The 22,888-nt window shown below is 65.6% G+C and carries 20 protein-coding genes, 1 tRNA gene and 1 pseudogene; 6 read left to right on the top strand and 16 right to left on the bottom strand.

Features of this window, described 5'->3' with window-relative positions:
- Positions 1 to 70 precede the first annotated feature (70 nt).
- The 10 genes from ACSHSS_RS24890 to ACSHSS_RS24845 all read right to left on the bottom strand — a co-directional run bounded on the left by ACSHSS_RS24890 (position 71) and on the right by ACSHSS_RS24845 (position 11,546).
- Positions 71 to 1,114: a microcin C ABC transporter permease YejB gene (locus ACSHSS_RS24890; protein ID WP_445545679.1), complete on the bottom strand. Its 1,044-nt coding sequence runs from the start codon at positions 1,112 to 1,114 to the stop codon at positions 71 to 73.
- Positions 1,115 to 1,181: 67 nt separating this feature from the next.
- Entirely contained in the window at positions 1,182 to 3,065 is a 1,884-nt protein-coding gene (locus tag ACSHSS_RS24885; protein ID WP_217116383.1) for an extracellular solute-binding protein, read from the bottom strand.
- Positions 3,066 to 3,241: 176 nt separating this feature from the next.
- Positions 3,242 to 3,571 carry a hypothetical protein gene (locus ACSHSS_RS24880; RefSeq protein ID WP_006414240.1) on the bottom strand — a complete coding sequence of 110 codons (330 nt, stop codon included), beginning with the start codon at positions 3,569 to 3,571 and terminating at the stop codon, positions 3,242 to 3,244.
- A 253-nt stretch (positions 3,572 to 3,824) separates the two neighbouring features.
- Complete coding sequence (cyoD, locus tag ACSHSS_RS24875; protein WP_006402937.1) at positions 3,825 to 4,157, bottom strand: cytochrome o ubiquinol oxidase subunit IV; 333 nt, start codon at positions 4,155 to 4,157, stop codon at positions 3,825 to 3,827.
- Positions 4,158 to 4,766 carry a cytochrome o ubiquinol oxidase subunit III gene (gene cyoC / locus ACSHSS_RS24870; RefSeq protein ID WP_006402938.1) on the bottom strand — a complete coding sequence of 203 codons (609 nt, stop codon included), beginning with the start codon at positions 4,764 to 4,766 and terminating at the stop codon, positions 4,158 to 4,160.
- Positions 4,766 to 6,772, bottom strand: coding sequence for a cytochrome o ubiquinol oxidase subunit I (cyoB, locus tag ACSHSS_RS24865; RefSeq protein WP_369717893.1), 2,007 nt, complete (start codon positions 6,770 to 6,772; stop codon positions 4,766 to 4,768). The genes cyoC and cyoB overlap by 1 nt, the downstream gene beginning before the upstream one ends.
- 3 nt (positions 6,773 to 6,775) lie before the next feature.
- Positions 6,776 to 7,663: a ubiquinol oxidase subunit II gene (gene cyoA, locus ACSHSS_RS24860; RefSeq protein ID WP_048805990.1), complete on the bottom strand. Its 888-nt coding sequence runs from the start codon at positions 7,661 to 7,663 to the stop codon at positions 6,776 to 6,778.
- 265 nt (positions 7,664 to 7,928) lie between these two features.
- Positions 7,929 to 9,458 carry a complex I subunit 4 family protein gene (locus ACSHSS_RS24855; protein WP_039221091.1) on the bottom strand — a complete coding sequence of 510 codons (1,530 nt, stop codon included), beginning with the start codon at positions 9,456 to 9,458 and terminating at the stop codon, positions 7,929 to 7,931.
- A gap of 630 nt (positions 9,459 to 10,088) precedes the next feature.
- Positions 10,089 to 10,182: transfer RNA gene (locus ACSHSS_RS24850), tRNA-Ser, on the bottom strand.
- A gap of 113 nt (positions 10,183 to 10,295) precedes the next feature.
- A complete protein-coding gene (locus tag ACSHSS_RS24845) occupies positions 10,296 to 11,546 on the bottom strand; it encodes an aspartate kinase (protein WP_006408212.1) in 1,251 nt (416 codons plus the stop codon).
- Between ACSHSS_RS24845 and ACSHSS_RS24840 the strand changes: the two are divergent.
- Positions 11,529 to 11,772 (top strand): annotated as a pseudogene (locus tag ACSHSS_RS24840) (hypothetical protein). The gene ACSHSS_RS24845 and the pseudogene ACSHSS_RS24840 sit on opposite strands and share 18 nt — an antisense overlap.
- A 116-nt stretch (positions 11,773 to 11,888) precedes the next feature.
- Here ACSHSS_RS24840 and tilS read toward each other — a convergent pair.
- From tilS to cysS, 4 genes are all read right to left on the bottom strand, one after another.
- On the bottom strand, positions 11,889 to 13,295 hold the full coding sequence (gene tilS, locus ACSHSS_RS24835; RefSeq protein WP_445545678.1) for a tRNA lysidine(34) synthetase TilS: 1,407 nt from the start codon (positions 13,293 to 13,295) through the stop codon (positions 11,889 to 11,891).
- 46 nt (positions 13,296 to 13,341) lie between these two features.
- Entirely contained in the window at positions 13,342 to 14,313 is a 972-nt protein-coding gene (locus tag ACSHSS_RS24830; protein ID WP_006401892.1) for an acetyl-CoA carboxylase carboxyltransferase subunit alpha, read from the bottom strand.
- Between the two features lie 102 nt (positions 14,314 to 14,415).
- Positions 14,416 to 15,297: a DNA-3-methyladenine glycosylase family protein gene (locus ACSHSS_RS24825; RefSeq protein ID WP_445545677.1), complete on the bottom strand. Its 882-nt coding sequence runs from the start codon at positions 15,295 to 15,297 to the stop codon at positions 14,416 to 14,418.
- 43 nt (positions 15,298 to 15,340) lie between these two features.
- Complete coding sequence (gene cysS / locus ACSHSS_RS24820; RefSeq protein WP_253575987.1) at positions 15,341 to 16,738, bottom strand: cysteine--tRNA ligase; 1,398 nt, start codon at positions 16,736 to 16,738, stop codon at positions 15,341 to 15,343.
- Positions 16,739 to 16,970: 232 nt separating this feature from the next.
- Between cysS and ACSHSS_RS24815 the strand changes: the two genes are divergently transcribed.
- The 4 genes from ACSHSS_RS24815 to ACSHSS_RS24800 all read left to right on the top strand — a co-directional run bounded on the left by ACSHSS_RS24815 (position 16,971) and on the right by ACSHSS_RS24800 (position 19,714).
- Positions 16,971 to 17,693, top strand: a complete 723-nt coding sequence (locus tag ACSHSS_RS24815) for a tetratricopeptide repeat protein (RefSeq protein WP_081075113.1) — start codon at positions 16,971 to 16,973, stop codon at positions 17,691 to 17,693.
- A gap of 41 nt (positions 17,694 to 17,734) precedes the next feature.
- A complete protein-coding gene (locus tag ACSHSS_RS24810) occupies positions 17,735 to 18,310 on the top strand; it encodes a peptidylprolyl isomerase (protein ID WP_006408206.1) in 576 nt (191 codons plus the stop codon).
- Between the two features lie 88 nt (positions 18,311 to 18,398).
- Complete coding sequence (locus ACSHSS_RS24805; RefSeq protein ID WP_006401897.1) at positions 18,399 to 18,890, top strand: peptidylprolyl isomerase; 492 nt, start codon at positions 18,399 to 18,401, stop codon at positions 18,888 to 18,890.
- 23 nt (positions 18,891 to 18,913) lie between these two features.
- A complete protein-coding gene (locus ACSHSS_RS24800) occupies positions 18,914 to 19,714 on the top strand; it encodes a UDP-2,3-diacylglucosamine diphosphatase (protein WP_006401898.1) in 801 nt (266 codons plus the stop codon).
- 34 nt (positions 19,715 to 19,748) lie between these two features.
- On the opposite strand, the gene cysE is transcribed toward ACSHSS_RS24800, so the two are convergent.
- The gene (gene cysE / locus ACSHSS_RS24795) at positions 19,749 to 20,522 is read right to left on the bottom strand and encodes a serine O-acetyltransferase (RefSeq protein ID WP_445545676.1); all 774 of its coding nucleotides are present in this window, start codon (positions 20,520 to 20,522) and stop codon (positions 19,749 to 19,751) included.
- Positions 20,523 to 20,698: 176 nt separating this feature from the next.
- Complete coding sequence (locus tag ACSHSS_RS24790) at positions 20,699 to 21,523, bottom strand: RNA methyltransferase (protein ID WP_445545683.1); 825 nt, start codon at positions 21,521 to 21,523, stop codon at positions 20,699 to 20,701.
- A gap of 276 nt (positions 21,524 to 21,799) precedes the next feature.
- On the opposite strand from ACSHSS_RS24790, the gene ACSHSS_RS24785 reads away from it, so the two are divergent.
- Complete coding sequence (locus tag ACSHSS_RS24785) at positions 21,800 to 22,603, top strand: inositol monophosphatase family protein (protein ID WP_006408202.1); 804 nt, start codon at positions 21,800 to 21,802, stop codon at positions 22,601 to 22,603.
- Positions 22,604 to 22,888 lie beyond the last annotated feature (285 nt).

The raw sequence follows: 22,888 nt of genomic DNA, 5'->3' as shown, positions 1-22,888 counted from the left end.
ACCTCGTCGCGACGCGGCGCACGGACTGACGAACGGGCCGCGGCGCGGCAGGCGGACGGACGGTTTCAAGTCAGCGCTCCAGGTTTTCGAATTGAATGCGCGGATCGACCCACACGTAGCAGAGGTCCGAGATCAGCTTGGTCGCGAGCCCGACCAGCGTAAACAGATACAGCGTGCCGAGCACGACCGGATAGTCGCGGCGCACGACCGACTCGTACGACAGCAGGCCAAGGCCGTCGAGCGAAAACAGCGTCTCGATCAGCAGGCTGCCGGTGAAGAACGCGCCGATGAACGCGGCCGGAAAGCCGACGATCAGCGGCAGCATCGCGTTGCGGAATACGTGCTTCCAGAGCACCGTGCGCTCGCCGAGCCCTTTCGCGCGCGCGGTCAGCACGTATTGGCGGCGGATTTCGTCGAGGAACGCATTCTTCGTCAGCATCGTCACGACCGCGAAGCTGCCGACGACCGACGCGGTGATCGGCAGCGCGATGTGCCATAAATAATCGAGCACCTTGCCGGCGACCGAGAGCTGCGCGAAGTTGTCGGACGTGAGGCCGCGCAACGGGAACAGTTGCCAGAACGAGCCGCCGCCGAACAGCACGAGCAGCAGCACGCCGAGTACGAACCCCGGAATCGCGTAGCCGACGAGCACGACGAGGCTCGTCGCGACGTCGAACGGCGAACCGTTGCGCACGGCCTTCGCGATGCCGAGCGGCACCGAGATGAGGTACGTCAGAAAGAAGGTCCACAGGCCGATGCTGATCGACACCGGCAGCTTCTGGACGATCAGCGACCACACGCTCTGATGGCGGAAGTAGCTCTCGCCGAGATCGAAGCGCGCGAAGCGCTCGAGCATGAGCCAGTAGCGTTCGAGCGGCGGCTTGTCGAAGCCGTACAGCGCCTTCAGCTGTGCGATCTGCTGCGGATCGACGCCCGTATGCGCGCGCATGCCGAACGGCGTCGCGCCCTGCTCCGTTGCGCCCTTGCGCAGTTCCTGCACCGCCTGCTCGACGGGGCCGCCCGGCACGAACTGGATCACGACGAACGTGAGCGTCAGCACGCCGACGAGCGTCGGAATCATCAGCAGCAGGCGTTTGAGGATGTAGCTCCACATGGGCGTCGACTCGCGATCGATAGGCTTCGTTGAAGGTTCGGTTGAACGACGGGCCGCGGGCGCGGCTTCAATGATCGGGCTTCGCCCACCACGTCGACACGACCCAGCTCTCCGCCGAATAGTACAGCGGCAGCGTCTGCGGATACGCCAGCGTGCGCTTGTAGGCGATCCGATGCGTCGTGCTGTACCACTGCGGAATCGCGTAGTAGCCGTGCATCAGCACGCGATCGAGCGCGTGCGTCGCGTCGAGCAGCTGCTCGCGCGTCTGTGCGGCCGTCAGCGCGCGCAGCAGCGTGTCGACGGCCGGCGACTTCAGGCCGATGAGGTTGTCCGAGCCCGGCGTGTCCGCGAACTGGCTGCCGAAGCGCGCGAGCTGCTCGGTGCCCGGCACCTGCACGCCCGGATAGCGGACCGTCGTCATGTCGTAGTCGAATGCGTCGAGACGCTTTTGCAGCAGCGCGAAATCGGCCGTGCGAAAGCGCACGTCGATGCCGAGCTTCGCGAGATTGCGCTGATACGCGGTCACGACCGGCGCAAACGCGGACCCTGCATCGTCGAGGATCTCGAACGTGAACGGGTCGCCGTTCGCGTTGCGCAGCGCGCCGTCGCGGTAGGTCCAGCCGGCCTCGGCCAGCAGCGCGCGCGCTTTCAGCAGGTTCGCGCGCAGCGAACCGGGCGGATTCGTGCTCGGCTGCGTCACCATCGGGCCGAACACGGCGGGATCCAGTTGCGCGCGCAGCGGTTCGAGCAACTTCAGCTCGCCTTCGCCCGGCGTGCCGGTCGCCTGCAGGTCGGTATCGGCGAAGTAGCTGTCGAGACGCGTATAGCCGCCGAAGAACAGCTGGCGATTCAGCCATTCGAAATCGAAGGCGAGGTCGAGCGCCTTGCGCACGCGCACGTCGCGAAACAGCGGACGCCGCAGATTCATGAAAAAGCCCTGCATGCCGGCGCCGTTATGCTGACGGAATTCGCGCTTCACCAGTTCGCCGCTGTCGAAACGTTTGCCGACGTCGCGCCGCACCCAGTTGCGCGCGATGTACTCGACGAGCACGTCGTATTCGCCGGCCTTGAACGCCTCGAGCCGCGCGATGCCGTCGCCGTAGAGCTTGTAGACGATTCGGTCGAAGTTGTTCGTGCCGACGCGCACCGGCAGCTCGGCGCCCCAGTACGCGGGATTGCGCCGGTACGTGATCGTGCGGCCGTTGTCGTAGTGGTCGATCAGGTACGGCCCGCTGCCGATCGGCTGCTCGAACGCGAGCTGATCGAACGGGATGCGCGAGCCGTCCGCGCGCAGCCCCCATTTATGCGAGAAGATCGGCACGCCGCCCGCGATCAGCGGCAGTTCGCGATTAGTGCTGCGGAACTCGAAGCGCACCGTCGCCGGATCGACGACGACCGCACGCGAAATTTCGGCGAAGTACGCGGCAAACTGCGGCGCCGCCTGCTTGCTCTTCAGCGTGTCGAACGAGTACTTGACGTCGTCGGCCGTCACCGGATCGCCGTTCGAAAAGCGCGCGCGCGGATTCAGGTGGAACGTGACCGAGCGGCGGTCGGGCGCGACCGCGATGTCGTCGGCGAGCAGTCCGTACGCGGACGCCGGTTCGTCGAGGCTGCCCGTGGCGAGGCTTTCGAACAGCAGGTCGATGCCGGGCGCGACGTTGCCGCGCAGCGTATACGGATTGAACTTGTCGAACGACGTGAGCCGGTTCGGGTTCGCGAGCACGAGCGTGCCGCCCTTCGGCGCATCCGGATTCACGTAGTCGAAATGCCGGAACCCCGGCGGATATTTCGGCTCGCCGTACTGCGCGATCGCGTATGCGGCATGCGCGGCCGTCGCCGCAAGCGCCGCGTGCAGCGCGAACGCCGCGGCGGCGGCGCCGGCCGTGCGCAGTGCCTGTGCGGCGCGGCCGCGCACGCGCGTGGCGGCGGTCCATCGCGAACCCATCGTCATAGAAGCCCTGTCGTTCGATTGACGGAAGTAACGAGGGACGATTCTACCCATTCGATCGTCGATGAAGCCACCGCGGGCCGCTGCCCGGCCGTTGCGCAGCGGCGCACCCAAAAGAAAAACCGCCACGAGGGCGGTTTTCCGGGATGCGACGCGACGTGCGCGACGGCGGACGGCGATCAGCGCCAGCCGTTGTGGCGGCCGCGATCGTGATCGCCCCAGCCGCGGCCGTGATGGCGATACCACTCGTCGCGACGCCAGTAGCGATGGCCGTCCCAGTAACGATCGCCATGCCAGCCGATCACGATCGCCGGCGGCGGTGCGTACACGGGCGCCGGCTGATAGACGACCGGCGGCGGAGGCGGCGGCGCATACACGGGCGCGGGCGCGACGTAGACCGGTGCCGGCACGCCGACGTTGATCCCGACATTGACACCCGCCATTGCTGCGCCCGACACCAGCAGGGCCGTCATACCGGTCAGCAGCGACGCAACACGCAAGGTCTTCATGGGTTCCTCTTCTGGTTGTTTCATGTGTGATTCGACTATAACGGGAAGCACCGGCCACGCATATTTCAAGTTTGTAAGAACTGATGCGCGGAATCGCAACACCGAACGCTCGCTAACGTCTTGTAACAATCGACGCGGCGGCCGGCCGCGCGCAATCATACTGCGGGCGCGCGTCCGCCCGCCGGACGAAAAAAAGGCGGCACCTACGTGCCGCCTGCTTGTTGCGCGGTCGAACCGCGCGCCGCGCTACCGCTCAGCGCGACATCATGTTCATGCTGACGTTATGCATCACCCACAGCGTGCCGACGATGAGGATCGCCGCGGTCAGCACCGTGTAGCTGAACGCCATCACGTTCCAGCGCTGGCCGGACGAGCCGTTCATGTGGAGGAAATACACGAGGTGCACGACGATCTGCACGAACGCGAGCACGGCAAGTGCGACGAGCGACGCATGCGGCGACAGCACGCCGCCCATCACGAGGCCGAACGACGCGGCCGTCAGCAGCACCGACAGGATGAAGCCGGCCACATAGCTGCCGACGCTGCCGTGCCCTTCTTCGAGTTGAGACGAATGCGAATGGGCCATTTAGATCACGCTCGCAAGATAGACAAAGGTAAACACGCAGATCCAGACGATATCGAGGAAGTGCCAGAAAAGGCTCAGGCACGTCAGGCGCCGCAGATCGCGATCGGTCAGGTCGCCGCCGCGCGCGACGATCTGGCCGGCCAGCACGATCATCCACAGCAGGCCGGCCGTCACGTGCAGCCCGTGCGTGCCGACCAGCGTGAAGAACGCGGACAGGAACGCGCTGCGCTGCGGGCCGGCGCCTTCCGCGATCAGGTGCGAGAACTCGCGCAGTTCCATCGCGAGAAACGCCGCGCCGAGCACGAACGTCACCGCAAGCCAGCCGAGCAGCGCGCCGCGGCGCTGCTTGTAGGCGGCGAGCATCGCGAAGCCGTACGTGATGCTCGACAGCAGCAGCGCGGCCGTTTCGATCGCGACGCCCGGAATGTCGAACAGGTCCTTCGCGGTCGGGCCGCCCGCATACTGGTTGCCCAGCACCGCGAACGTCGCGAACAGCGCCGCGAAGATCACGCAGTCGGTCATCAGATACAGCCAGAAGCCGAACACCGAATGCGACGGCGGATGGTCGTCGTGCTCGAGCAGCGTGGCGCTCAAGGTTTTCTGCAACATCAGTTGGCCTCCAGTTCGACGTCGTCGACGCGGGCGATCGCGCGCTTCGACGATTGCTTGTCTTCGGTCTTGCGCACGGTCGACGCCGGGATGTAGTACCCGTCGTTGTCGCGCGAGCTATAGATCACGAGCGTCGCGACGATGCCGACGAGCCCGGCGATCGCGAGCCACCAGATGTGCCACACGAGCGCGAAGCCGAGCACGAGGCTGAACACGCCGATCACGAGACCCGCGCAGGTGTTCGACGGCATGTGGATATCGCGGATCGCGGCCGGGTTCGCGCGCGCGTCGCCGCGCGCCTTCATGTCCGCATAGGCGTCGAGCGCGCGCACCTGCGGAATCACCGCGAAGTTGTACTCGGCCGGCGGCGACGTCGTCGCCCATTCGAGCGTGCGGCCGCCCCACGGATCGCCCGTCGTGTCGCGGTACGCCGGCAGGTTGCGGTTGCGGATGCTGACGACGAGTTGCAGCAGCTGGCACGCGATGCCGATCGCGATCAGCACGGCGCCGAACGCGGCGACGAGCAGCCACGGATGCCACGCCGGGTTGTCGTAGTGATTCAGCCGGCGCGTCATGCCCATGAAGCCGAGCACGTAGAGCGGCACGAACGCGACGTAGAAACCGACCTGCCAGAACCAGAACGCGGCCTTGCCGAGCTTCTCGTTCAGCTTGAAGCCGAACGCCTTCGGGAACCAGTAGTTGAAGCCCGCGAGATAGCCGAACAGCACGCCGCCGATGATCACGTTATGGAAGTGCGCGATCAGGAACAGGCTATTGTGCAGCACGAAGTCCGCGCCCGGAATCGCCATCATCACGCCGGTCATCCCGCCGAGCGTGAACGTGACCATGAAGCCGATCGTCCACAGCACGGGCGTCGTGAAGCGGATCCGGCCGCGGTACATCGTAAACAGCCAGTTGAACACCTTCACGCCGGTCGGAATCGCGATGATCATCGTCATGATCCCGAAGAACGCGTTGACGTTCGCGCCCGAGCCCATCGTGAAGAAGTGGTGCAGCCAGACGAGGAACGACAGCACCATGATCGCGCAGGTCGCGTACACCATCGTCTTGTAGCCGAACAGCGGCTTCTTCGAGAACGTCGCGATGACTTCCGAGAAGATGCCGAACGCCGGCAGGATCAGGATGTACACCTCCGGATGCCCCCACGCCCAGATCAGGTTCAGGTACAGCATCGCGTTGCCGCCCGCCTCGTTCGTGAAGAAGTGCATGCCGAGGTAGCGGTCGAGACCGAGCAGCGCGAGCGTGGCCGTCAGGATCGGGAACGACGCCATGATCAGCACGTTCGTGCAGAGCGCCGTCCACGTGAACACCGGCATCTTCATCAGCGTCATGCCGGGCGCGCGCATCTTGATGATCGTCACGAAGAAGTTCACGCCGGTCAGCAGCGTGCCGACGCCGGAAATCTGCAGCGCCCACAGATAGTAGTCGACCCCTACCCCCGGACTGAACTGCAGCTCGGACAGCGGCGGATACGCGAGCCAGCCCGTCTGCGCGAATTCGCCGATCACGAGCGAGATGTTGATCAGGATCGCGCTGACGGCCGTCATCCAGAAGCTCAGCGAGTTGATGAACGGGAACGCGACGTCGCGCGCGCCGATCTGCAGCGGCACGATCAGGTTCATCAGGCCGACCATGAACACCATCGCCATGAAGAAGATCATGATCACGCCGTGCGCCGTGAAGATCTGATCGTAGTGATGCGGCGGCAGATAGCCGGGCGCGTTGTACGCGAGCGCGAGCTGCATGCGCATCATGATCGCGTCCGCGAAGCCGCGCAGCAGCATGATCAGCGCGACGATGATGTACATCACGCCGAGCTTCTTGTGGTCGACCGTCGTCAGCCATTCGGTCCACAGCCATTTCCAGCGGCCGGTGATCGTCAGTGCGGCGAGAATGCCCAGCACGACCAGCCCCATGAAGGCGCCGGCCCCCATGATGATGGGCTGATCGAACGGGATCGCCGAGAGTGTGAGTTTGCCGAACATGCGTTACCCCTTCGTGCCGCAGGCGGCGTCCTTCAGATCGAGGACGTGGCCGTCGTTGTATTTCGCGATGATGTTGTGGAAGAGCCGCGGATCGACGGACGAGAAGTAGCGCACCGGCGCCTTCTCGCTCGGCTGCGCGACCTCGCCGTACACCGTCGCATCGAGCCGCTCCGGCGAGGCCTTCACCTTCTGCACCCACGCGTCGAACTGTTCGCGCGGCTCGGCGAGCGTGCGGAACTTCATGTCCGAGAAGCCGCGGCCGCTGAAGTTTGCGGACGTGCCGGCGTAATTGCCCGGCTCGTCGGCGATCAGGTGCAGGCGCGTCTGCATGCCGGCCATCGCGTACACCTGGCCGCCCAGCTGCGGAATGAAGAACGAGTTCATCACCGAATCGGACGTGATGCGGAAGTTCACCGGCGTGCCGACCGGAATCGCGAGCTGGTTCACCGACGCGATGCCGAGCTCCGGATAGATGAACAGCCATTTCCAGTCGAGCGCGACGACCTCGACGTCGATCGGCTTCACCGACGATTCGAGCGGCTTGTACGGATCGAGCTCGTGCGTGGTCTTCCACGTGAGCACGCCGAGGAACAGGATGATCAGCGTCGGGACCGTCCAGATCACGACTTCGATCGCGGTCGAATGCGACCAGTCGGGCGCATACGTCGCGTTGCGATTCGATGCGCGATACCGCCACGCAAACCACAGCGTCAGCAGGATCACCGGCACGACGACGATCAGCATCGCCCACGTCGACGTCGCGATCAGCGCCTTTTCCGCCGCACCCACACTTCCTTTCGGATTCAGTACATCTAAATTACATCCTGACAGGCTGAGTACCGCGCCGATCGACATCAGCGTTGCCCAGCCTCTTGAAGCTCTTCTTTTCATCACACCGCCCGAGAGTCATTGGAATCGTTGCGTCTGCCCGATGCGCATTCGATCCACGAAAGTGGCCGCATCATACGTCGCGCGAGCACGATGAAAAACCGATGGCGACGGCAAATCATCATTGCAGAATCTGTCGTGAGTCAAAGTGTCGCGGGGTGATCGCGCACGTGCGCAGGCCGATCCGGCGCATGTCGCGCCGGACCTTGATCGATGTGCATGCAACGATATTCATGCGCCACGCGTGCGCGGCGCAAACGGGGCTCGCTCAGTCGTGAGCGGCTGCCATGTAAGACGGCTGCGCGGGCGCCGTATCGTCGCCGGCCGGCAGTTTCGAGCGGCTTGCATCCGCGAGCAGGCGGCCGACGGTCGGGTCGATCGCGTCGGTGAACGGCTTCGGATCGATGCCGACCGCGAGCACGATCAGCGCGAGCGACGCGAACATCGCGATCTCGCGGCCGCTCAGATCGACGAGCTTCGCGATGCTCGCGCTCGGCGCCCTGCCCCACACGACGCGCTTGAGCATCCAGAGCGTGTACGACGCGCTGAAGATCAGCGTCAGCGCGGCGGCCGCGCCGATCCAGAAGTTCACGCGGATCGCGCCCATGATGACCATGAATTCGCCGACGAAGCCCGACGTGCCCGGCAGGCCGACGTTCGCCATCGCGAACAGCACGGCAAACATCGCGAAGCGCGGCATCGCGCTCGCGACGCCGCCGTATGCGGTCATCTCGCGCTGCTTCGTGCGATCGACGAGCACGCTCGCGCACAGCAGCATCGCGCCCGCGACGAAGCCGTACGACACGAGCTGCACGATCGCGCCTTCGACGCCGATCCGGTTGAACAGGAACAGCCCGAGCGTGACGATGCCCATGTGCGCAACCGTCGAATACGCGAGCAGCTTGCCGAAATCGGTCTGCGCGAGCGCGAGCAGGCTTGCGTAGACGATCGCGAACAGCGACAGCGCGATCACGGCCGGCGCGAAGAAATGGCTCGCGTCGGGCGTGATCGGCAGCGCGAAGCGCAGGAAACCGTAGCCGCCGAGCTTCAGCATCGCGAGCATCAGCGCCGCGCCGGTCGGGCCGTCGGTGTAGACGTCGCGCAGCCAGGTATGGACCGGCCACATCGGCACCTTGACCGCGAATGCGGCGAAAAAGCCGAGGAACACCAGCAGCTGCGGCGCGAAACCGAGCTGCAGCGTGCGCCACGCGGCCATGTCGAACGTGTGCGATTTCGCGTACAGGTACAGCATCGCCATCAGCAGCAGCAGCGATCCGGCGAACGAGATGAAGAAGAACTTCACGGCCGCGTACACGCGATGCTCGCGGCCCCAGGTGCCGATCAGCAGGTACAGCGGGATCAGCGTCGCCTCGAAGAAGATGAAGAACAGCAGCCCGTCCTGTGCGACGAAGACGCCGATCATCAGCCCCGAGAGGATCAGGAACGACGCGTAGTACTGCGCGACGCGCACCGTGACGGCCTGCCACGATGCGACGACGACCACGAGCGTCGTGAAGGCGGTCAGCACGACGAGCCACAGCGACGCGCCGTCGACGCCCGTGCGCCAGCCGGCACCGAACGCCGACAGCCCGTTGCGGCTTTCGACGAACTGCATCGCCGCCGAGTGCGGATCGAAACCGGCCACGATGGGCACCACCGCGGCGAGCCCCGCGATCGCACCGATCAGCGCGATGAGGCGCGTCCGCTGCAGATGTTGGTCGGACCCGGCGCGCAGCAGGCACGCACCGAACAGGATCGGAGCCCAGATCGCCAGGCTCAGAAAGGGAAAATCATGCATGTCAACAAGGCCTTGAGGATGGCGCGCGCCGCCGGACGACAGGCGCGACGAAAGAAACGAAACCGAAACGACAGGTAGATTTCGTGAATCGCCAGTGTTGGCAAAATGTAAAGCGGCATCTCGCGGAAGCTTGATGCCGCTCAAAGCGCTATCGGGTTAACCAGCATAAAACGGCTGATTATTTTTTGCAGCGCAGCAGTGAGTGTTCTGCGGCCGTCGCGGCAACCTACTGATTTTTATGTGTAATTTTTTGTATTTCTGCGACGTACAGATCAATGGAACCGGTGCGATGCCGCATTTTTATCCATCGGGCAGGGTGTAGGCGACGCGGGAAGCGGAATGCGGCGCGGCGATTGCATGGCGTCATGCGGCGCCCGGATGCTTACATCGCGTCTTACAAATCAGTTTCAATCAGCAGGCATCGCGCGTCGGACACTGCGCGGCACGAGGACGCGCACACACGGACATTGAATCGGCATCCGACATCATTCGCGAGGCAAGGCCGGGCGCGCTGCATCGGAATCGAACCCATGCGATCACCCGATCGTTGCGGACACCGAACCGAATGCGCGACCGAAAAAAGAAAAGCCCCGCAAGTCCGAGAACTTGCGGGGCTTGTTCCGCCATTGCTGGCGGAGACGGAGGGATTCGAACCCTCGATCCAGGTTTTGGCCCAGATGCTCCCTTAGCAGGGGAGTGCCTTCGACCTCTCGGCCACGTCTCCCAAACTTTCGCTCGCACCAGGGAGGCAGTGCGACGAGAACGAGATAATATAGGGTTTCGAACCGCACGTCAATTTCCGTGATGCATTTTCTTCAACGCATCACGAAAATTTCGTCACGCCTGCTCGAGCTCGAACGCCTTGTGCAGCGCGCGCACGGCGAGTTCCATGTACTTCTCGTCGATCAGCACCGAGATCTTGATTTCCGACGTCGAGATCATCTGGATGTTGATGCCCTCTTCCGACAGCGTGCGGAACATCTTGCTCGCGACACCGACGTGCGAACGCATGCCGACGCCGACGACCGACACCTTCGACACCTTCGGATCGCCCTGCACCTGCTCGGCGTTCACGTGGCCCTTCACCTGGTTCGTGAGGATGTCCATCGCCTTCTGATAGTCGCCACGGCCGACCGTGAACGTGAAGTCCGTCTTGCCCTGCACGCTCTGGTTCTGGATGATCATGTCGACGTCGATGTTCGCGTCGGCGACCGGGCCGAGAATCTGATACGCGATGCCCGGCTTGTCGGGCACACCCATCACCGCAATGCGTGCTTCGTCGCGCTGGAACGCGATGCCGGAAATGACTGCCTTTTCCATGGTCTCGTCTTCTTCAAAAGTAATCAGGGTGCCCGAGCGCATTTCTTCGTCGAGCGCAATCAGCGGATCGGTCAGGCTCGACAGCACGCGCGTCTTCACCTGGTATTTGCCGGCGAATTCGACCGAGCGGATCTGCAGGACCTTCGAGCCGAGACTCGCCATCTCGAGCATCTCTTCGAACGTCACGCGATCGAGGCGACGCGCCTCTTCGACGACGCGCGGATCGGTGGTATACACGCCGTCCACGTCCGTATAGATCAGGCACTCTTCCGCGCCGAGCGCGGCAGCGACCGCCACCGCCGACGTGTCCGAGCCGCCGCGGCCCAGCGTCGTGATGTGACCGTCCGGATCGACGCCCTGGAAGCCCGTGATGATCACGACCTTGCCGGCGTTCAGATCGGCCTTCACGCGCTCGTCGTCGATCGAGTGAATGCGCGCCTTCGTAAACGCGCTGTCGGTCTTGATCGGCACTTGCCAGCCGGCATAGCTCACGGCTTCGACGCCGATTTCCTGCAGCGCGATCGACAGCAGACCGACGCTGACCTGCTCGCCGGTCGACGCGATCATGTCGAGCTCACGCGGGCTCGGCTGGCTCGAAATCTCTTTCGCGAGACCGAGCAGACGGTTGGTTTCGCCGGACATCGCAGACGGCACGACCACCATCTGGTGCCCGGCCTGATGCCATTTTGCGACGCGTTTCGCGACGTTCTTGATGCGCTCGACCGAGCCCATCGAAGTGCCGCCGTATTTGTGTACGATGAGTGCCATTGTCGTTCTGAACTGGAGAAGAGACCGCACGGGCGCGCTGGACAGACCGCGTTGCCGTTCAGTCACGCGGCTTGTGGCTCTGGACGGACGACGAGGGGAACGGCTGGGACGCAACACGCAAGCGTGACGGAGTTTGCCCGGAAGGCCGATCAGGCCGCGCAAACCGGGTACGTCACGCGGAAAACCTGCACAAATCGCTCGAAAATCGAGCCGAGCAAACGCCTGAGCGTACCCGATAGACGCCCGCTTGACAAGCTGCCGGCCGCGTCCACGCGTGTTCCGGCGCCCTTTACCGGTGCGGCCGACAGCGCCGCGCGGCGCGCCGTTGTCGACCGGTCGCCGTCAGGCGATCAGCAGGTCGGGCCGCCATTCGATGCGGCGCCATGCGTGGCCGCCCTGCGGCACGCCATCGCGGTTCACGCCGAGCCGCGGCACGTAGATCAGCCGGTCGCCCGCGAACAGCAGCGGCACGTCGCGCTGCCACGCGGGCACGCCGCGCTCCTGAAACAGGTTCTTCAGCGTCCGGCTCGGGCCGTCCGGCCACATCCGCATCCGCTCGCCGCCCGCGCGTGCTCGCGCCATCAGCGGCGCGCTGCGCAGCAGCGTCTCGGGCAGCGCGTCGTCGCTGCCGGCGTCGGCGTGCGCGAACACGAACGTGCCGCGCCATCCGGGCAGATGCCAGATCTCCTGGCCGTCCCAGGCGAGCGACGCGTCCGCGTGCGGCGTGCCGGTGCCGTCGTCGCGCGGCTCCGCGCTGTCGCCGGCTTCCCAGTAAACGGTATCGCGATAGAGGCGCAGGCACTGCCCCGCATGATCGACGCGCAGCGCATGCGCATCGTGCGCGTCGCGCAGCTGGCGCATCATGTCGGCCAGCCGCGCGGCCGACGCGCCGGGCAAGCCGAGCCGGCGCATCCAGTAGCGCAGCAGGTTCGCGCCACGCACGTCGTCGAACGCGATCAGCGCATCGCGCGACAACGCACGCCCGTCGTCGCGCGCGGCCGCCACGAAATCGAGCTCGGCCAGATCGTCGAGCAGCCGCTGCGCCGCCGCCGCATGCTGCGCGGCGCGGCCGAGTGCGTCGCGAAAGCCGGGGAAATGCACGGCCAGCGCCGGCAGTACGTCGATGCGCAGCGCGTTGCGCGCATAGCGCGTATCGGCGTTCGATTCGTCGTCGATCCACGACAGCGCGTGCTCCGCCGCATAACGCTCCAGTTGCGCACGCAACAATCGCAGCAGCGGCCGCACACGCTCGACGGACGCGCCGTCGGGCCGATAGCGCGGCGCCATCGCGGCGAGCCCGGCGATCCCTGCACCGCGCAGCAGTTGCAGCAGCACGGTTTCGGCCTGATCGTCCGCATGCTGCGCGAGCCAGAGCGCAGCCGCGCCGTGCCGTTCGCACATCGCGTCGAGCGCCGCATAGCGACGCTCGCGCGCACTCGCCTCGATGCCGACGCCGCTGTCGCGCGGCACGTCGACATGCATCGCCTCGAACGCGACACCGAGCCGTGCGGCCTGCTCGCGCGCATGCGCAGCCCACGCGTCGGCGTTCGCGCTCAGGCCGTGATGGACGTGCAGCGCGACGCAGCGCGACGCGCCGGCCACGCGCACGGCCGCGTCGAGCAGTACCGACGAATCGAGGCCGCCGCTATAGGCGATCGCGATCCGCGCGTCGTCCGGCACGCCGGAAAGCGCAACGCCGACCGCATCGAGGACGACACGGTCGGCGGAGTATCGGTTCGGCGGGATCACGAGGCGGATGCGCGCATCGTGACGCGCGCAGCGGGTACGCAGCCGGTCATGCGCCCGGCGTGGTTTCCTTGAACTTGCCGTACGCCATCAGGCGTTCGAAGCGGCGCTCGCGCAGCGCGTCGATGCTCATGCCCTGGAACTGGCGCAGCGAATCGGCAAGCGCGCGGCGCAGCAGCGCGGCCATTCCCTTCGGATCGCGATGTGCGCCGCCGAGCGGCTCGTTGATGATCTTGTCGATCAGGCCGAGCGCCTTCAGGCGATGCGCGGTCAGCCCGAGCGCTTCCGCGGCTTCGGGCGCCTTCGCGGCGCTCTTCCACAGAATCGACGCACAGCCTTCCGGCGAGATCACCGAGTACGTCGAGAACTGCAGCATCATCACGGTATCGGCCACCGCGATCGCGAGCGCGCCGCCCGAACCGCCCTCGCCGATCACCGTCGTGATGATCGGCGTCTTCAATTCGGCCATCACATACAGATTGCGGCCGATCGCCTCGGACTGGCCGCGCTCTTCCGCGCCGATGCCCGGATAGGCACCGGGCGTATCGACGAACGTGAAGATCGGCAGCCCGAACTTCTCGGCCAGACGCATCAGGCGCTCGGCCTTGCGATAGCCTTCCGGACGCGGCATGCCGAAGTTGCGCGCGGCGCGCTCCTTCGTGTCACGCCCTTTCTGGTGACCGATCACCATGCAGGGATGGCCGCCGAAGCGGGCCAGGCCGCCGACGATCGACAGATCGTCCGCGAACGCGCGGTCGCCGTGCAACTCGTGAAAATCGGTAAACAGTTCCGCGACGTAATCGAGCGTGTACGGGCGCTGCGGGTGCCGCGCGATCTGCGACACCTGCCACGGCGTCAGGTTCGCGTACAGGTCCTTCGTCAGTTGCTGGCTTTTCTTCGACAGCCGCTCGATTTCTTCCGAAATATCGACAGCCGAGTCGTCCTGCACGAATCGCAGCTCTTCGATCTTGGCCTCGAGTTCGGCGATCGGCTGTTCGAAATCCAGAAACGTGGTCTTCATGTGTTCGAATCCTTGGGTCTTGCGGCAGCGCGTATTCTACCCGCGCGGCCGACACGCAAAACCGGCTCTCAACTATTGATGTTTAAAATCCGATAGCCGCCATCACGCGCCGGCATCGAGCGCGTCGAGGCTGCGCCACATATACCAGGTGGCCACGGTGCGCCACGGCTCCCAGTTCGCCGCGACTTCCCGCGCCTCGCTGCGCGTGACGGGCTCCCCGCTGAAGTAATTGACGCTGATCGCGCGGATCAGGCCCGGATCGTCGAGCGGCAGCACGTCCGGCCGCGACAGGTTGAAGATCAGGAACATCTCGGCCGTCCAGCGGCTGATCCCGCGGATCTGCGTGAGTTCCGCGATCACGGCCTCGTCTTCCATCGACGTCCATTTGTCGACGTGCAGCGCACCCGACACGAAGTGCTGCGCGAGATCCAGAATGTATTCGGTCTTGCGCTTCGACAGCCCGCACCCGATCAGCTTGTCCGCCCCGAGCCGGATCACCGGCTGCGGCGCGAGCTTCGGGCACGCGGCCTGGATGCGCGCCCACAGCGACTGCGCCGACGGCACCGAGATCTGCTGCCCGACGACCGAGCGCGCGAGCGTGACGAACGGATCGCCACGCTTGACCAGATGCGCGGGGCCGAACTTCGGGATCAGCTTCTTCAGGATGCGGTCGCGCTTGACGAGATCGGCGCACGCCTTGTCCCAATATGCGGGACGCACGACGACGTCATCCTCGCCGTCGCCCGCCGCATCGGCTGCGCGCGCCTTGCGCGTCGCGTCGACCGCCTGCATCGCGTGATCCGGCTGCGCGGGTTCCGCGCCCTTCGCACGCGCGTGCTTGGCCGCCGGCTGCACATGACCGTTGAGCGCGCCGTTCGGCACGGCACGCGCCGCGTCCGTCTTCGCTGCCGGCGCGCGTCTGGCTGCCGGACGCGCGGCGACCGGAGTCGCGCGCCTGACCGGCGCTTTTCTGGCCGTTGCCATCCTGCCTCCTACCCGACGGATCGGTCAGTGGAACGCGCCGCGCTCATACGCGACGCCATTCGGTCGATCCGCCCGGTTTGTCTTCAAGTGCGACGCCGGCGTCGAGCAGTTCCGCCCGAATCCGGTCCGCTTCGGCATAGTCCTTCGCGCGTTTCGCCGCGGCACGCGCGGCGATCTTCGCTTCGATCTCGTCGACCGAGAGCGCGCCCGCCTGCGCGGCGCCGGACGCCTGCTGCAGGAACGCGCGCGGTTCGCGGCCGAGCAGGCCCAACAGGCCCGCGAGCTGCTTCAACTGCCGCGCGAGCGACGCATCGCGCGTGCGGTTCACTTCGCCCGCCAGCTCGAACAGCGTCGCGATCGCCACCGGCGTGTTGAAGTCGTCGTTCATCGCCGCCGCGAAACGCTGCGCGTGCGGTTCATTCCAGTCGAGCGCGAGCGCATCGGGCTCGACGTCCTTCAACGCCGTATACAGACGCGTCAGCGACGCGCGTGCATCGTCGAGGTGCACATCGCTGTAGTTCAACGGCGATCGATAGTGCGTGCGCACGATGAAAAAGCGCATCACCTCGGCGTCGTAGCGCTCGAGCACTTCGCGGATCGTGAAGAAGTTGCCGAGCGATTTCGACATCTTCTCGTTGTCGACCTGCACGAAGCCGTTGTGCAGCCAGTAGTTGACGAACGTCTGGCCGGTCGCGCCCTCGCTCTGCGCGATCTCGTTCTCGTGATGCGGAAACTGCAGATCCTGGCCACCGCCGTGAATGTCGAAATGCTCGCCGAGCAACGTGCAGCCCATCGCGGAGCACTCGATGTGCCAGCCCGGCCGGCCCATTCCGTACTTCGATTCCCACGACGCACCTTCCGGATCGTCCGCCTTCGCACGCTTCCACAACACGAAATCGAGCGGATCTTCCTTCGCATCGTTCGCGGCCACACGCTCGCCCGCGCGCAGATCGTCGAGCGACTTGCCCGACAGCTTTCCGTAGTTCGCGAACTTGCGCACCGAATAATTGACGTCGCCGTCGGTCGCCTGATAGGCGTAGCCGTTCGCCTCCAGCCGCTCGATCATTCCGAGCATCTGCGGAATGAACTGCGTCGCGCGCGGCTCGATGTCGGGCCGCTGGATGCCGAGTGCGTCTTCGTCCTCGTGCATCGCATCGATGAAGCGATCGGTCAGCGACTTGATCGTCTCGCCGTTCTCGACCGCGCGGCGGATGATCTTGTCGTCGATGTCGGTGATGTTGCGCACGTACGTGACGCGATAGCCGATCGCGCGCAGCCAGCGCTGGACGAGGTCGAACACGACCAGCATGCGCGCGTGGCCCACGTGACAATAGTCGTACACGGTGATTCCGCATACGTACATCCGCACTTCGCCAGGCAGGCGCGGCACGAAAACTTGCTTGTCACGCGCGAGCGTGTTGTAGATGCGCAGTGATTCCATAGAGATGAACCGTGAGCCGAAGGAAACCGCCCTGGCAAAACTCGCCCTGCACGCGAAACGGACGGGCCCTGCTGCGGTGCGACGCCGGGCATCCTCGATATCACATGGGGCGGTCAGGCTGCAAGCACAGCGGTGACGGCCACGAGAGGCAAAGAAAGACTGTCTGCGGCTCGCCGGAACGCGCAGACGTTTTGTTAGAATGGGTCGGAGTATAACATTCCGATTTACGCCTATGAAACCTCATCGCGGCCGCGCGCCGAGCGCTGCGACCCTCGTTGCGACCGCCGTCATGGGCGTCGCGCTGACGCTGTTCGCAGCGCCCGCCGCCCACGCGCAAAAGGCCCCGGCGACCGCCGACGGCACCCCCGAAATCGACGCGTCGATCGCCGGCAAGCAGTGGACGCAGGCGCTCGCGCAGCTCGACGCACGGATCGCCGCGAACCCGCACGACGTGCAGGCGCAGTTCAAGCGCGGCACCGTGCTCGCGCGCCTGAATCGCGACGACGACGCGATCCAGCAGTTCGTCGCGATCACGCAGGCCTATCCGGAACTGCCGGAGCCGTACAACAATCTCGCGGCGCTGTATGCGAAGCACGGCCGGTACGACGAAGCGCGCGCCGCGCTCGTCACCGCGACGCAAGCGAACCCCGGTTATTCGCTCGCATACGAAAATCTCGGCGACCTGTACCTGCGCCTCGCAGCCGAATCGTACAAGCGCGCGCAATCGCTCGGCCGCACGAGCGGCGCGACGGCACAGCGCCTCGCCGACATCCAGAAGATCGTATCGCCGCCGAAATCCGCGCCGGCCGCACGCGCGGTCGCGCCGTCCACGCGCGAATACACCGATCGCGCCGCCGCGAACGTGAGCACCACGACGCTGCCGCTGTCGCCGACGTTCCAGTTCAGCGGCCCGTCCGGTGCACTCGCGGCGCCGTACGTCGCGCCGTCGCAGTAAGCGGCGCGGCCCCTTCCTTTCATTCCAACCTGAGGATCGCAATGAAACGTCTGTTGCTGGCGCTTGGCGGCGCCGCCCTTCTCGCGACCGCGCCCGCGTTCGCGCAAACGGCCACCGCGCACCCCGTCGTGCAGCTGAAGACCTCGCAGGGCGACATCCGCGTCGAACTGTATCCGGAGAAGGCGCCGAAGACCGTCGCGAACTTCCTCGATTACGTGAAGGCAGGCCAGTACAACGGCACGATCTTTCATCGCGTGATCAAGGGCTTCATGATCCAGGGCGGCGGCTACAAGGCGAATTTCGACGAGAAGCCGACGCGCGCGCCGATCCCGCTCGAAAGCCGCAACGGTCTGAAGAACCTGACCGGCACGATTGCAATGGCGCGCACGAGCGATCCGAATTCCGCGACCGCGCAGTTCTTCATCAACACGGTCGACAACAGCGGCCTCGACTACCCGAATCCGGACGGCAACGGCTATGCGGTGTTCGGCAAGGTCGTGTCGGGTCTCGACGTCGTGAAGAAGATCGAAGCCGTACCGACGACATCGCGCGGCCCGATGCAGGACGTGCCCGCGCAGCCGGTCGTGATCGAATCGGCGAGCATCGTCTCGAAGTAAAACCCTGCCGGTCCGTCCGGCATCTCACGCGGCCGCGTCGCACGACCGGCCGCGTGCCATTTAAACCGCCTCATCGAAGGAATTCATCATGGTTGAACTGCACACGAACCACGGCGTGATCAAGCTCGAGCTCGACGCCGCGAAGGCACCGAAGACGGTCGAAAACTTCCTCAACTACGTGAAGAAGGGCCACTACGACGGCACCGTGTTCCACCGCGTGATCAACGGCTTCATGATCCAGGGCGGCGGCTTCGAACCGGGCATGAAGCAGAAGCCGACCGACGCGCCGATCGACAACGAGGCGAACAACGGCCTGAAGAACGACAAGTACACGATCGCGATGGCGCGCACCAACGATCCGCACTCGGCCACGGCCCAGTTCTTCATCAACGTGAACGACAACGACTTCCTGAACCACTCGTCGCCGACGCCGCAAGGCTGGGGCTACGCCGTGTTCGGCAAGGTCGTCGAAGGCCAGGACGTCGTCGACAAGATCAAGGGCGTGAAGACCGGCAACGCAGGCTTCCATCAGGACGTCCCGACCGACGACGTCGTGATCGAGAAGGCCGTCGTCGTCTGACGCACGGAACCGGAGGCACTTCGATGCTGCAGGAGAGTCCGCCGCGAAGCGTCTCCGCGGGCGTGCCGGGCGAGCGCGAAACCGCGCACGCCGCACGCCCGTTCCTGTTTCTGTCCGATCTGCATCTGAGCGACGCGATTCCGAAGACGGTCGCCGCGTTCGAGCATTTCGTGAAATACACCGCCGACAGCGCCGACTCGGTGTTCATCCTCGGCGATCTGTTCGAATACTGGATCGGCGACGACATGCTCGACGACGATCCGTTCGTCGCGCGCATGGCCGCGCTGATGCATACGTTTTCGGAGCGCGGCATCGCGCTCTACGTGATGCACGGCAACCGCGACTTTCTGCTCGGGCGCCGCTTCATGAAGGCCGCCGGCGCGATGCTGCTGCCCGACCCGTCGCTGATCATGGCATTCGGCCAGCGCATCGTGCTGACGCACGGCGATGCGCAATGCACTGCCGATCGCGGCTATCAGCTGTTTCGCCGCTTCGCGCGCAATCGCGTCGCGCAGTGGCTGTTCCTCGCCTGGCCGTTTCGGTGGCGCCGCGCACTCGCGCAGCGGATGCGCGCGGACAGCGAAGCCGGCCGCATGCGGCCCGTGTCGCCGCGTTACGACGTCACGCGCGAAGGCGTCGCCGCGCTGTTCCGCAAGGGCCGCGCGAAGGTGATGATTCACGGCCATACGCACCGCCCTGCCCGCCATGTCGAGGCGGACGGCGTGCGCTGGGTGCTGCCCGACTGGGATCTCGATCACGGCGCGCCGCGCGGCGGCTATCTGCGCGTCGACGCGGACGGCATCCACCCGATGCCGCTCGACTGAAATTAAATCGGCGGGCCGGCGCCCGCCGCCTGCGTCACGTCTGCCGTTCGACCGCCTTGCCTTCGAGCACCGCCGACAGGCGGCGCAGATCGAGGCGCGCGGCGTCCGCACCCTGCAACGTTTCCAGATGCGTACCGAGCCGCTCGAGCGCCGCGACGATCTCGTCGACGCGCCGGCTCTCCCTCGCCGCATGATCGATGAGGCCGTGTATCGCGAGCGACATCGGATCGTCGGCATTCGGCGTGATCCCGTAGGCGCAGAACGCGGCGCGCTCGGGCTGCGGTTTCGGTTGCGCCGGCATGACGATGCGCGCCGGGTTGCCGACCGCGGTGCCGCCCGCGGGCACCGGCTTCACGACGACCGCGTTCGAACCGATCTTCGCACCCGCGCCGACGGTGAAACCGCCGAGCACCTTCGCGCCCGCACCGACGATCACGCCCGCTTCGAGCGTCGGGTGGCGCTTCGCGCCGCGCGTAAGCGACGTGCCGCCGAGCGTCACGCCCTGATAGATCGTGCAGTCGTCGCCGACGATCGCGGTCTCGCCGATCACGACGCCCATGCCGTGGTCGATGAACACGCGGCGGCCGATCGTCGCGCCCGGATGGATCTCGATGCCGGTCAGGAAGCGCCCGACCTGCGACACGAAGCGTGCGAGCCAGTAGCGCTTCGCACGCCAGCACGCATGCGCGAAACGATGCAGCACGAGCGCATGCAGACCCGGATAACAGGTCAGCACTTCCCAGGCACTGCGAGCGGCGGGATCCCGCTCGCGAATCGTCGCAACGTCTTCGCGCAGTTTCGTGAACATGATCGATCGGATCGGAAATATGCCGGCGCACCCCGCCGGCGATGGCCGGCCGTTATCGCGCCGGGTCATTTGCTTATGACGTCCGGCGATTGTAGGGCCAGTCGCGCACGCCCGCACGACGCCGCGCGTTCTCCCCGCCGGCGGCGCGGGTATTTGCGCCGGCGGCGCCGACGCGGTTATGCGCCGCCGTCGGGCGTGCGCGACTTCAGCAGGATGTGCTTCGCGATGCCGCGCAGGATGTTCACTTCCTCGCGCTCGAGGCCCGTGCGCGCAAACAGGCGCCGCAGACGCGGCATCAGCTTCTTCGGATTGCGCGGATCGAGGAAATCGAGCGCGATCAGCGCATTTTCGAGATGCAGATACATCCGTTCGATCTCGTCGCTTTGCGCGAGCGTCCCCGTATCGGCCGCCGGCTGTTGCGCCGGCTCGCTCGTCTGCTCGAGAAACGCGACGCGCAGCTCGTAAGCGAGCACCTGCACCGCCTGCGCGAGGTTCAGCGAGCTATAGGCGGGATTCGCCGGAATATGCGCGACCGCGCTGCACTGCTCGACATGCTCGTTCGCGAGCCCGGTGCGCTCGTTGCCGAACACGAGCGCGATGTCGCCGCTCTCGACCTGCGTGCATGCATGGGCGGCAGCCGCGCGCGGCGCGAGGCGCGGCGGCCCGTATTCGCGCGTGCGCGCGGTCAGCGCGATCGACCAGTGCACGCCGGACAGCGCCTCGCCGAGCGTCGAGACGACATGCGCGGACGCGAGCACGTCGTCGGCGCCGCTCGCCATCGCGACGGCCTCCGGGTCGCTCTGCACGTGCGGCGCGCGCGGCGCGACGAGCACGAGGCGCGAAAAGCCCATCGTCTTCAAGGCGCGCGCGGCCGCGCCGACGTTGCCGGGATGACTCGGTTCGACGAGCACGAAGCGCGTCGACGTGAAGCCGCCGGACGGCGACCGGGACGGCGCCGCACCGGACGCGGGCGGCACAGCGGTGTTCTGCAAGGTTTCCACTACCATACGACTCGATTCGTCAGAATGGCCGTATGGTATCGCCATCGGCGCGGCAAACCCACTTGGCCGAACGGCCAGTGGGGGTTTCCCCGTATTCCGCTCTCATAAGGCCGGCGAAAATCGGGTAAAATCATGCCGTTACGCGCCGCCGTCGATGCGGCGCGGGTCGTACCGCTCTTTGTCAATTCGCGTCTCATGTCGCCCGGCACGCTCGTGCCGTCCGGGCGGTTGTTCCACTTCTGGCGGCATCTGCCGCCCGCTACAGGATCCAGGCTCATGCATCCCATGCTCAATATCGCTGTCAAGGCTGCGCGCCGCGCCGGGCAGATCATCAACCGCGCGTCCCTCGATCTCGATCTGATCGAGATCCGCAAGAAGCAGCAGAACGACTTCGTCACCGAAGTGGACAAGGCCGCCGAAGACGCGATCATCGAGACGCTGAAGACCGCCTACCCCGACCACGCGGTGCTCGCGGAGGAATCGGGCGAATCGGAGAACGAATCCGAATTCCGCTGGATCATCGATCCGCTCGACGGCACCACGAACTTCATCCACGGCTTCCCGTACTACTGCGTGTCGATCGCGCTCGAGCACAAGGGCGTGATCACGCAGGCCGTCGTCTACGATCCGAACAAGAACGACCTGTTCACGGCCACGCGCGGCCGCGGCGCCTATCTGAACGATCGCCGCATCCGCGTCGGTCGCCGCGATCGTCTGTCCGACGCGCTGGTCGGCACGGGCTTCCCGTTCCGCGAAAAGGACGGTCTCGATGCATACGCGCGCCTGTTCACCGAAATGACGCAAGCGTGCACGGGCCTGCGTCGCCCGGGCGCCGCCGCGCTCGATCTTGCGAACGTCGCAGCCGGCCGCCTCGACGCGTTCTTCGAACAGGGCATCAACGTGTGGGACATGGCAGCGGGCAGCCTGCTGATCACCGAAGCGGGCGGCCTCGTCGGCAACTACCTCGGCGACTCGGACTTCCTGCATCGCCATGAGATCGTCGCCGCGAATCCGAAGATCTACGCGCAGATGATTCCGATCCTGAACCGCTACAGCCGCATGCGCGCAGCCGCGGAGTAATCGCGCTTGCGCGTGTCGCAACGGCCCGTGTCCGCTTCGAGCGGCACGGGCCGTTGGTATTTTGGCGGCTATGTACTGTGGCCTGGCCGTCAGGCCTGCCGGATAGCCACCGGCGATATGGTTTGCCGCGGGCTCCGCGCGGGAAATGCGGAGCGGTGGCTATCGGGCGTGATTGTCGGAAACTGGTCGGACGGCGAACTTCGAGCGGTCCTGTGCATCCCACTGGGAAATTCAGGAGCCTATCCGAATCTTTGTGTGTGAGGCATAAACTGATGGCCAAGGAGC

The sequence above is a fragment of the Burkholderia sp. BC1 genome (assembly GCF_052683555.1).
Note: the sequence above shows the minus strand (reverse complement) of the source record. Positions and strands in the feature narration are given on the sequence as shown.

Coding starts and splice junctions, on each gene's coding strand:
- ACSHSS_RS24880 (WP_006414240.1), bottom strand. CDS start 3,571: ATGAAGACCTTGCGTGTTGCGTCGCTGCTGACCGGTATGACGGCCCTG.
- ACSHSS_RS24855 (WP_039221091.1), bottom strand. CDS start 9,458: ATGCATGATTTTCCCTTTCTGAGCCTGGCGATCTGGGCTCCGATCCTG.
- ACSHSS_RS24890 (WP_445545679.1), bottom strand. CDS start 1,114: ATGTGGAGCTACATCCTCAAACGCCTGCTGCTGATGATTCCGACGCTC.
- ACSHSS_RS24845 (WP_006408212.1), bottom strand. CDS start 11,546: ATGGCACTCATCGTACACAAATACGGCGGCACTTCGATGGGCTCGGTC.
- ACSHSS_RS24830 (WP_006401892.1), bottom strand. CDS start 14,313: ATGAAGACCACGTTTCTGGATTTCGAACAGCCGATCGCCGAACTCGAG.
- cyoD (WP_006402937.1), bottom strand. CDS start 4,157: ATGGCCCATTCGCATTCGTCTCAACTCGAAGAAGGGCACGGCAGCGTC.
- cysS (WP_253575987.1), bottom strand. CDS start 16,738: ATGGAATCACTGCGCATCTACAACACGCTCGCGCGTGACAAGCAAGTT.
- cyoA (WP_048805990.1), bottom strand. CDS start 7,663: ATGAAAAGAAGAGCTTCAAGAGGCTGGGCAACGCTGATGTCGATCGGC.
- ACSHSS_RS24805 (WP_006401897.1), top strand. CDS start 18,399: ATGGTTGAACTGCACACGAACCACGGCGTGATCAAGCTCGAGCTCGAC.
- ACSHSS_RS24885 (WP_217116383.1), bottom strand. CDS start 3,065: ATGACGATGGGTTCGCGATGGACCGCCGCCACGCGCGTGCGCGGCCGC.
- ACSHSS_RS24815 (WP_081075113.1), top strand. CDS start 16,971: ATGAAACCTCATCGCGGCCGCGCGCCGAGCGCTGCGACCCTCGTTGCG.
- cyoB (WP_369717893.1), bottom strand. CDS start 6,772: ATGTTCGGCAAACTCACACTCTCGGCGATCCCGTTCGATCAGCCCATC.
- cysE (WP_445545676.1), bottom strand. CDS start 20,522: ATGTTCACGAAACTGCGCGAAGACGTTGCGACGATTCGCGAGCGGGAT.
- ACSHSS_RS24785 (WP_006408202.1), top strand. CDS start 21,800: ATGCATCCCATGCTCAATATCGCTGTCAAGGCTGCGCGCCGCGCCGGG.
- ACSHSS_RS24825 (WP_445545677.1), bottom strand. CDS start 15,297: ATGGCAACGGCCAGAAAAGCGCCGGTCAGGCGCGCGACTCCGGTCGCC.
- ACSHSS_RS24800 (WP_006401898.1), top strand. CDS start 18,914: ATGCTGCAGGAGAGTCCGCCGCGAAGCGTCTCCGCGGGCGTGCCGGGC.
- cyoC (WP_006402938.1), bottom strand. CDS start 4,766: ATGTTGCAGAAAACCTTGAGCGCCACGCTGCTCGAGCACGACGACCAT.
- ACSHSS_RS24810 (WP_006408206.1), top strand. CDS start 17,735: ATGAAACGTCTGTTGCTGGCGCTTGGCGGCGCCGCCCTTCTCGCGACC.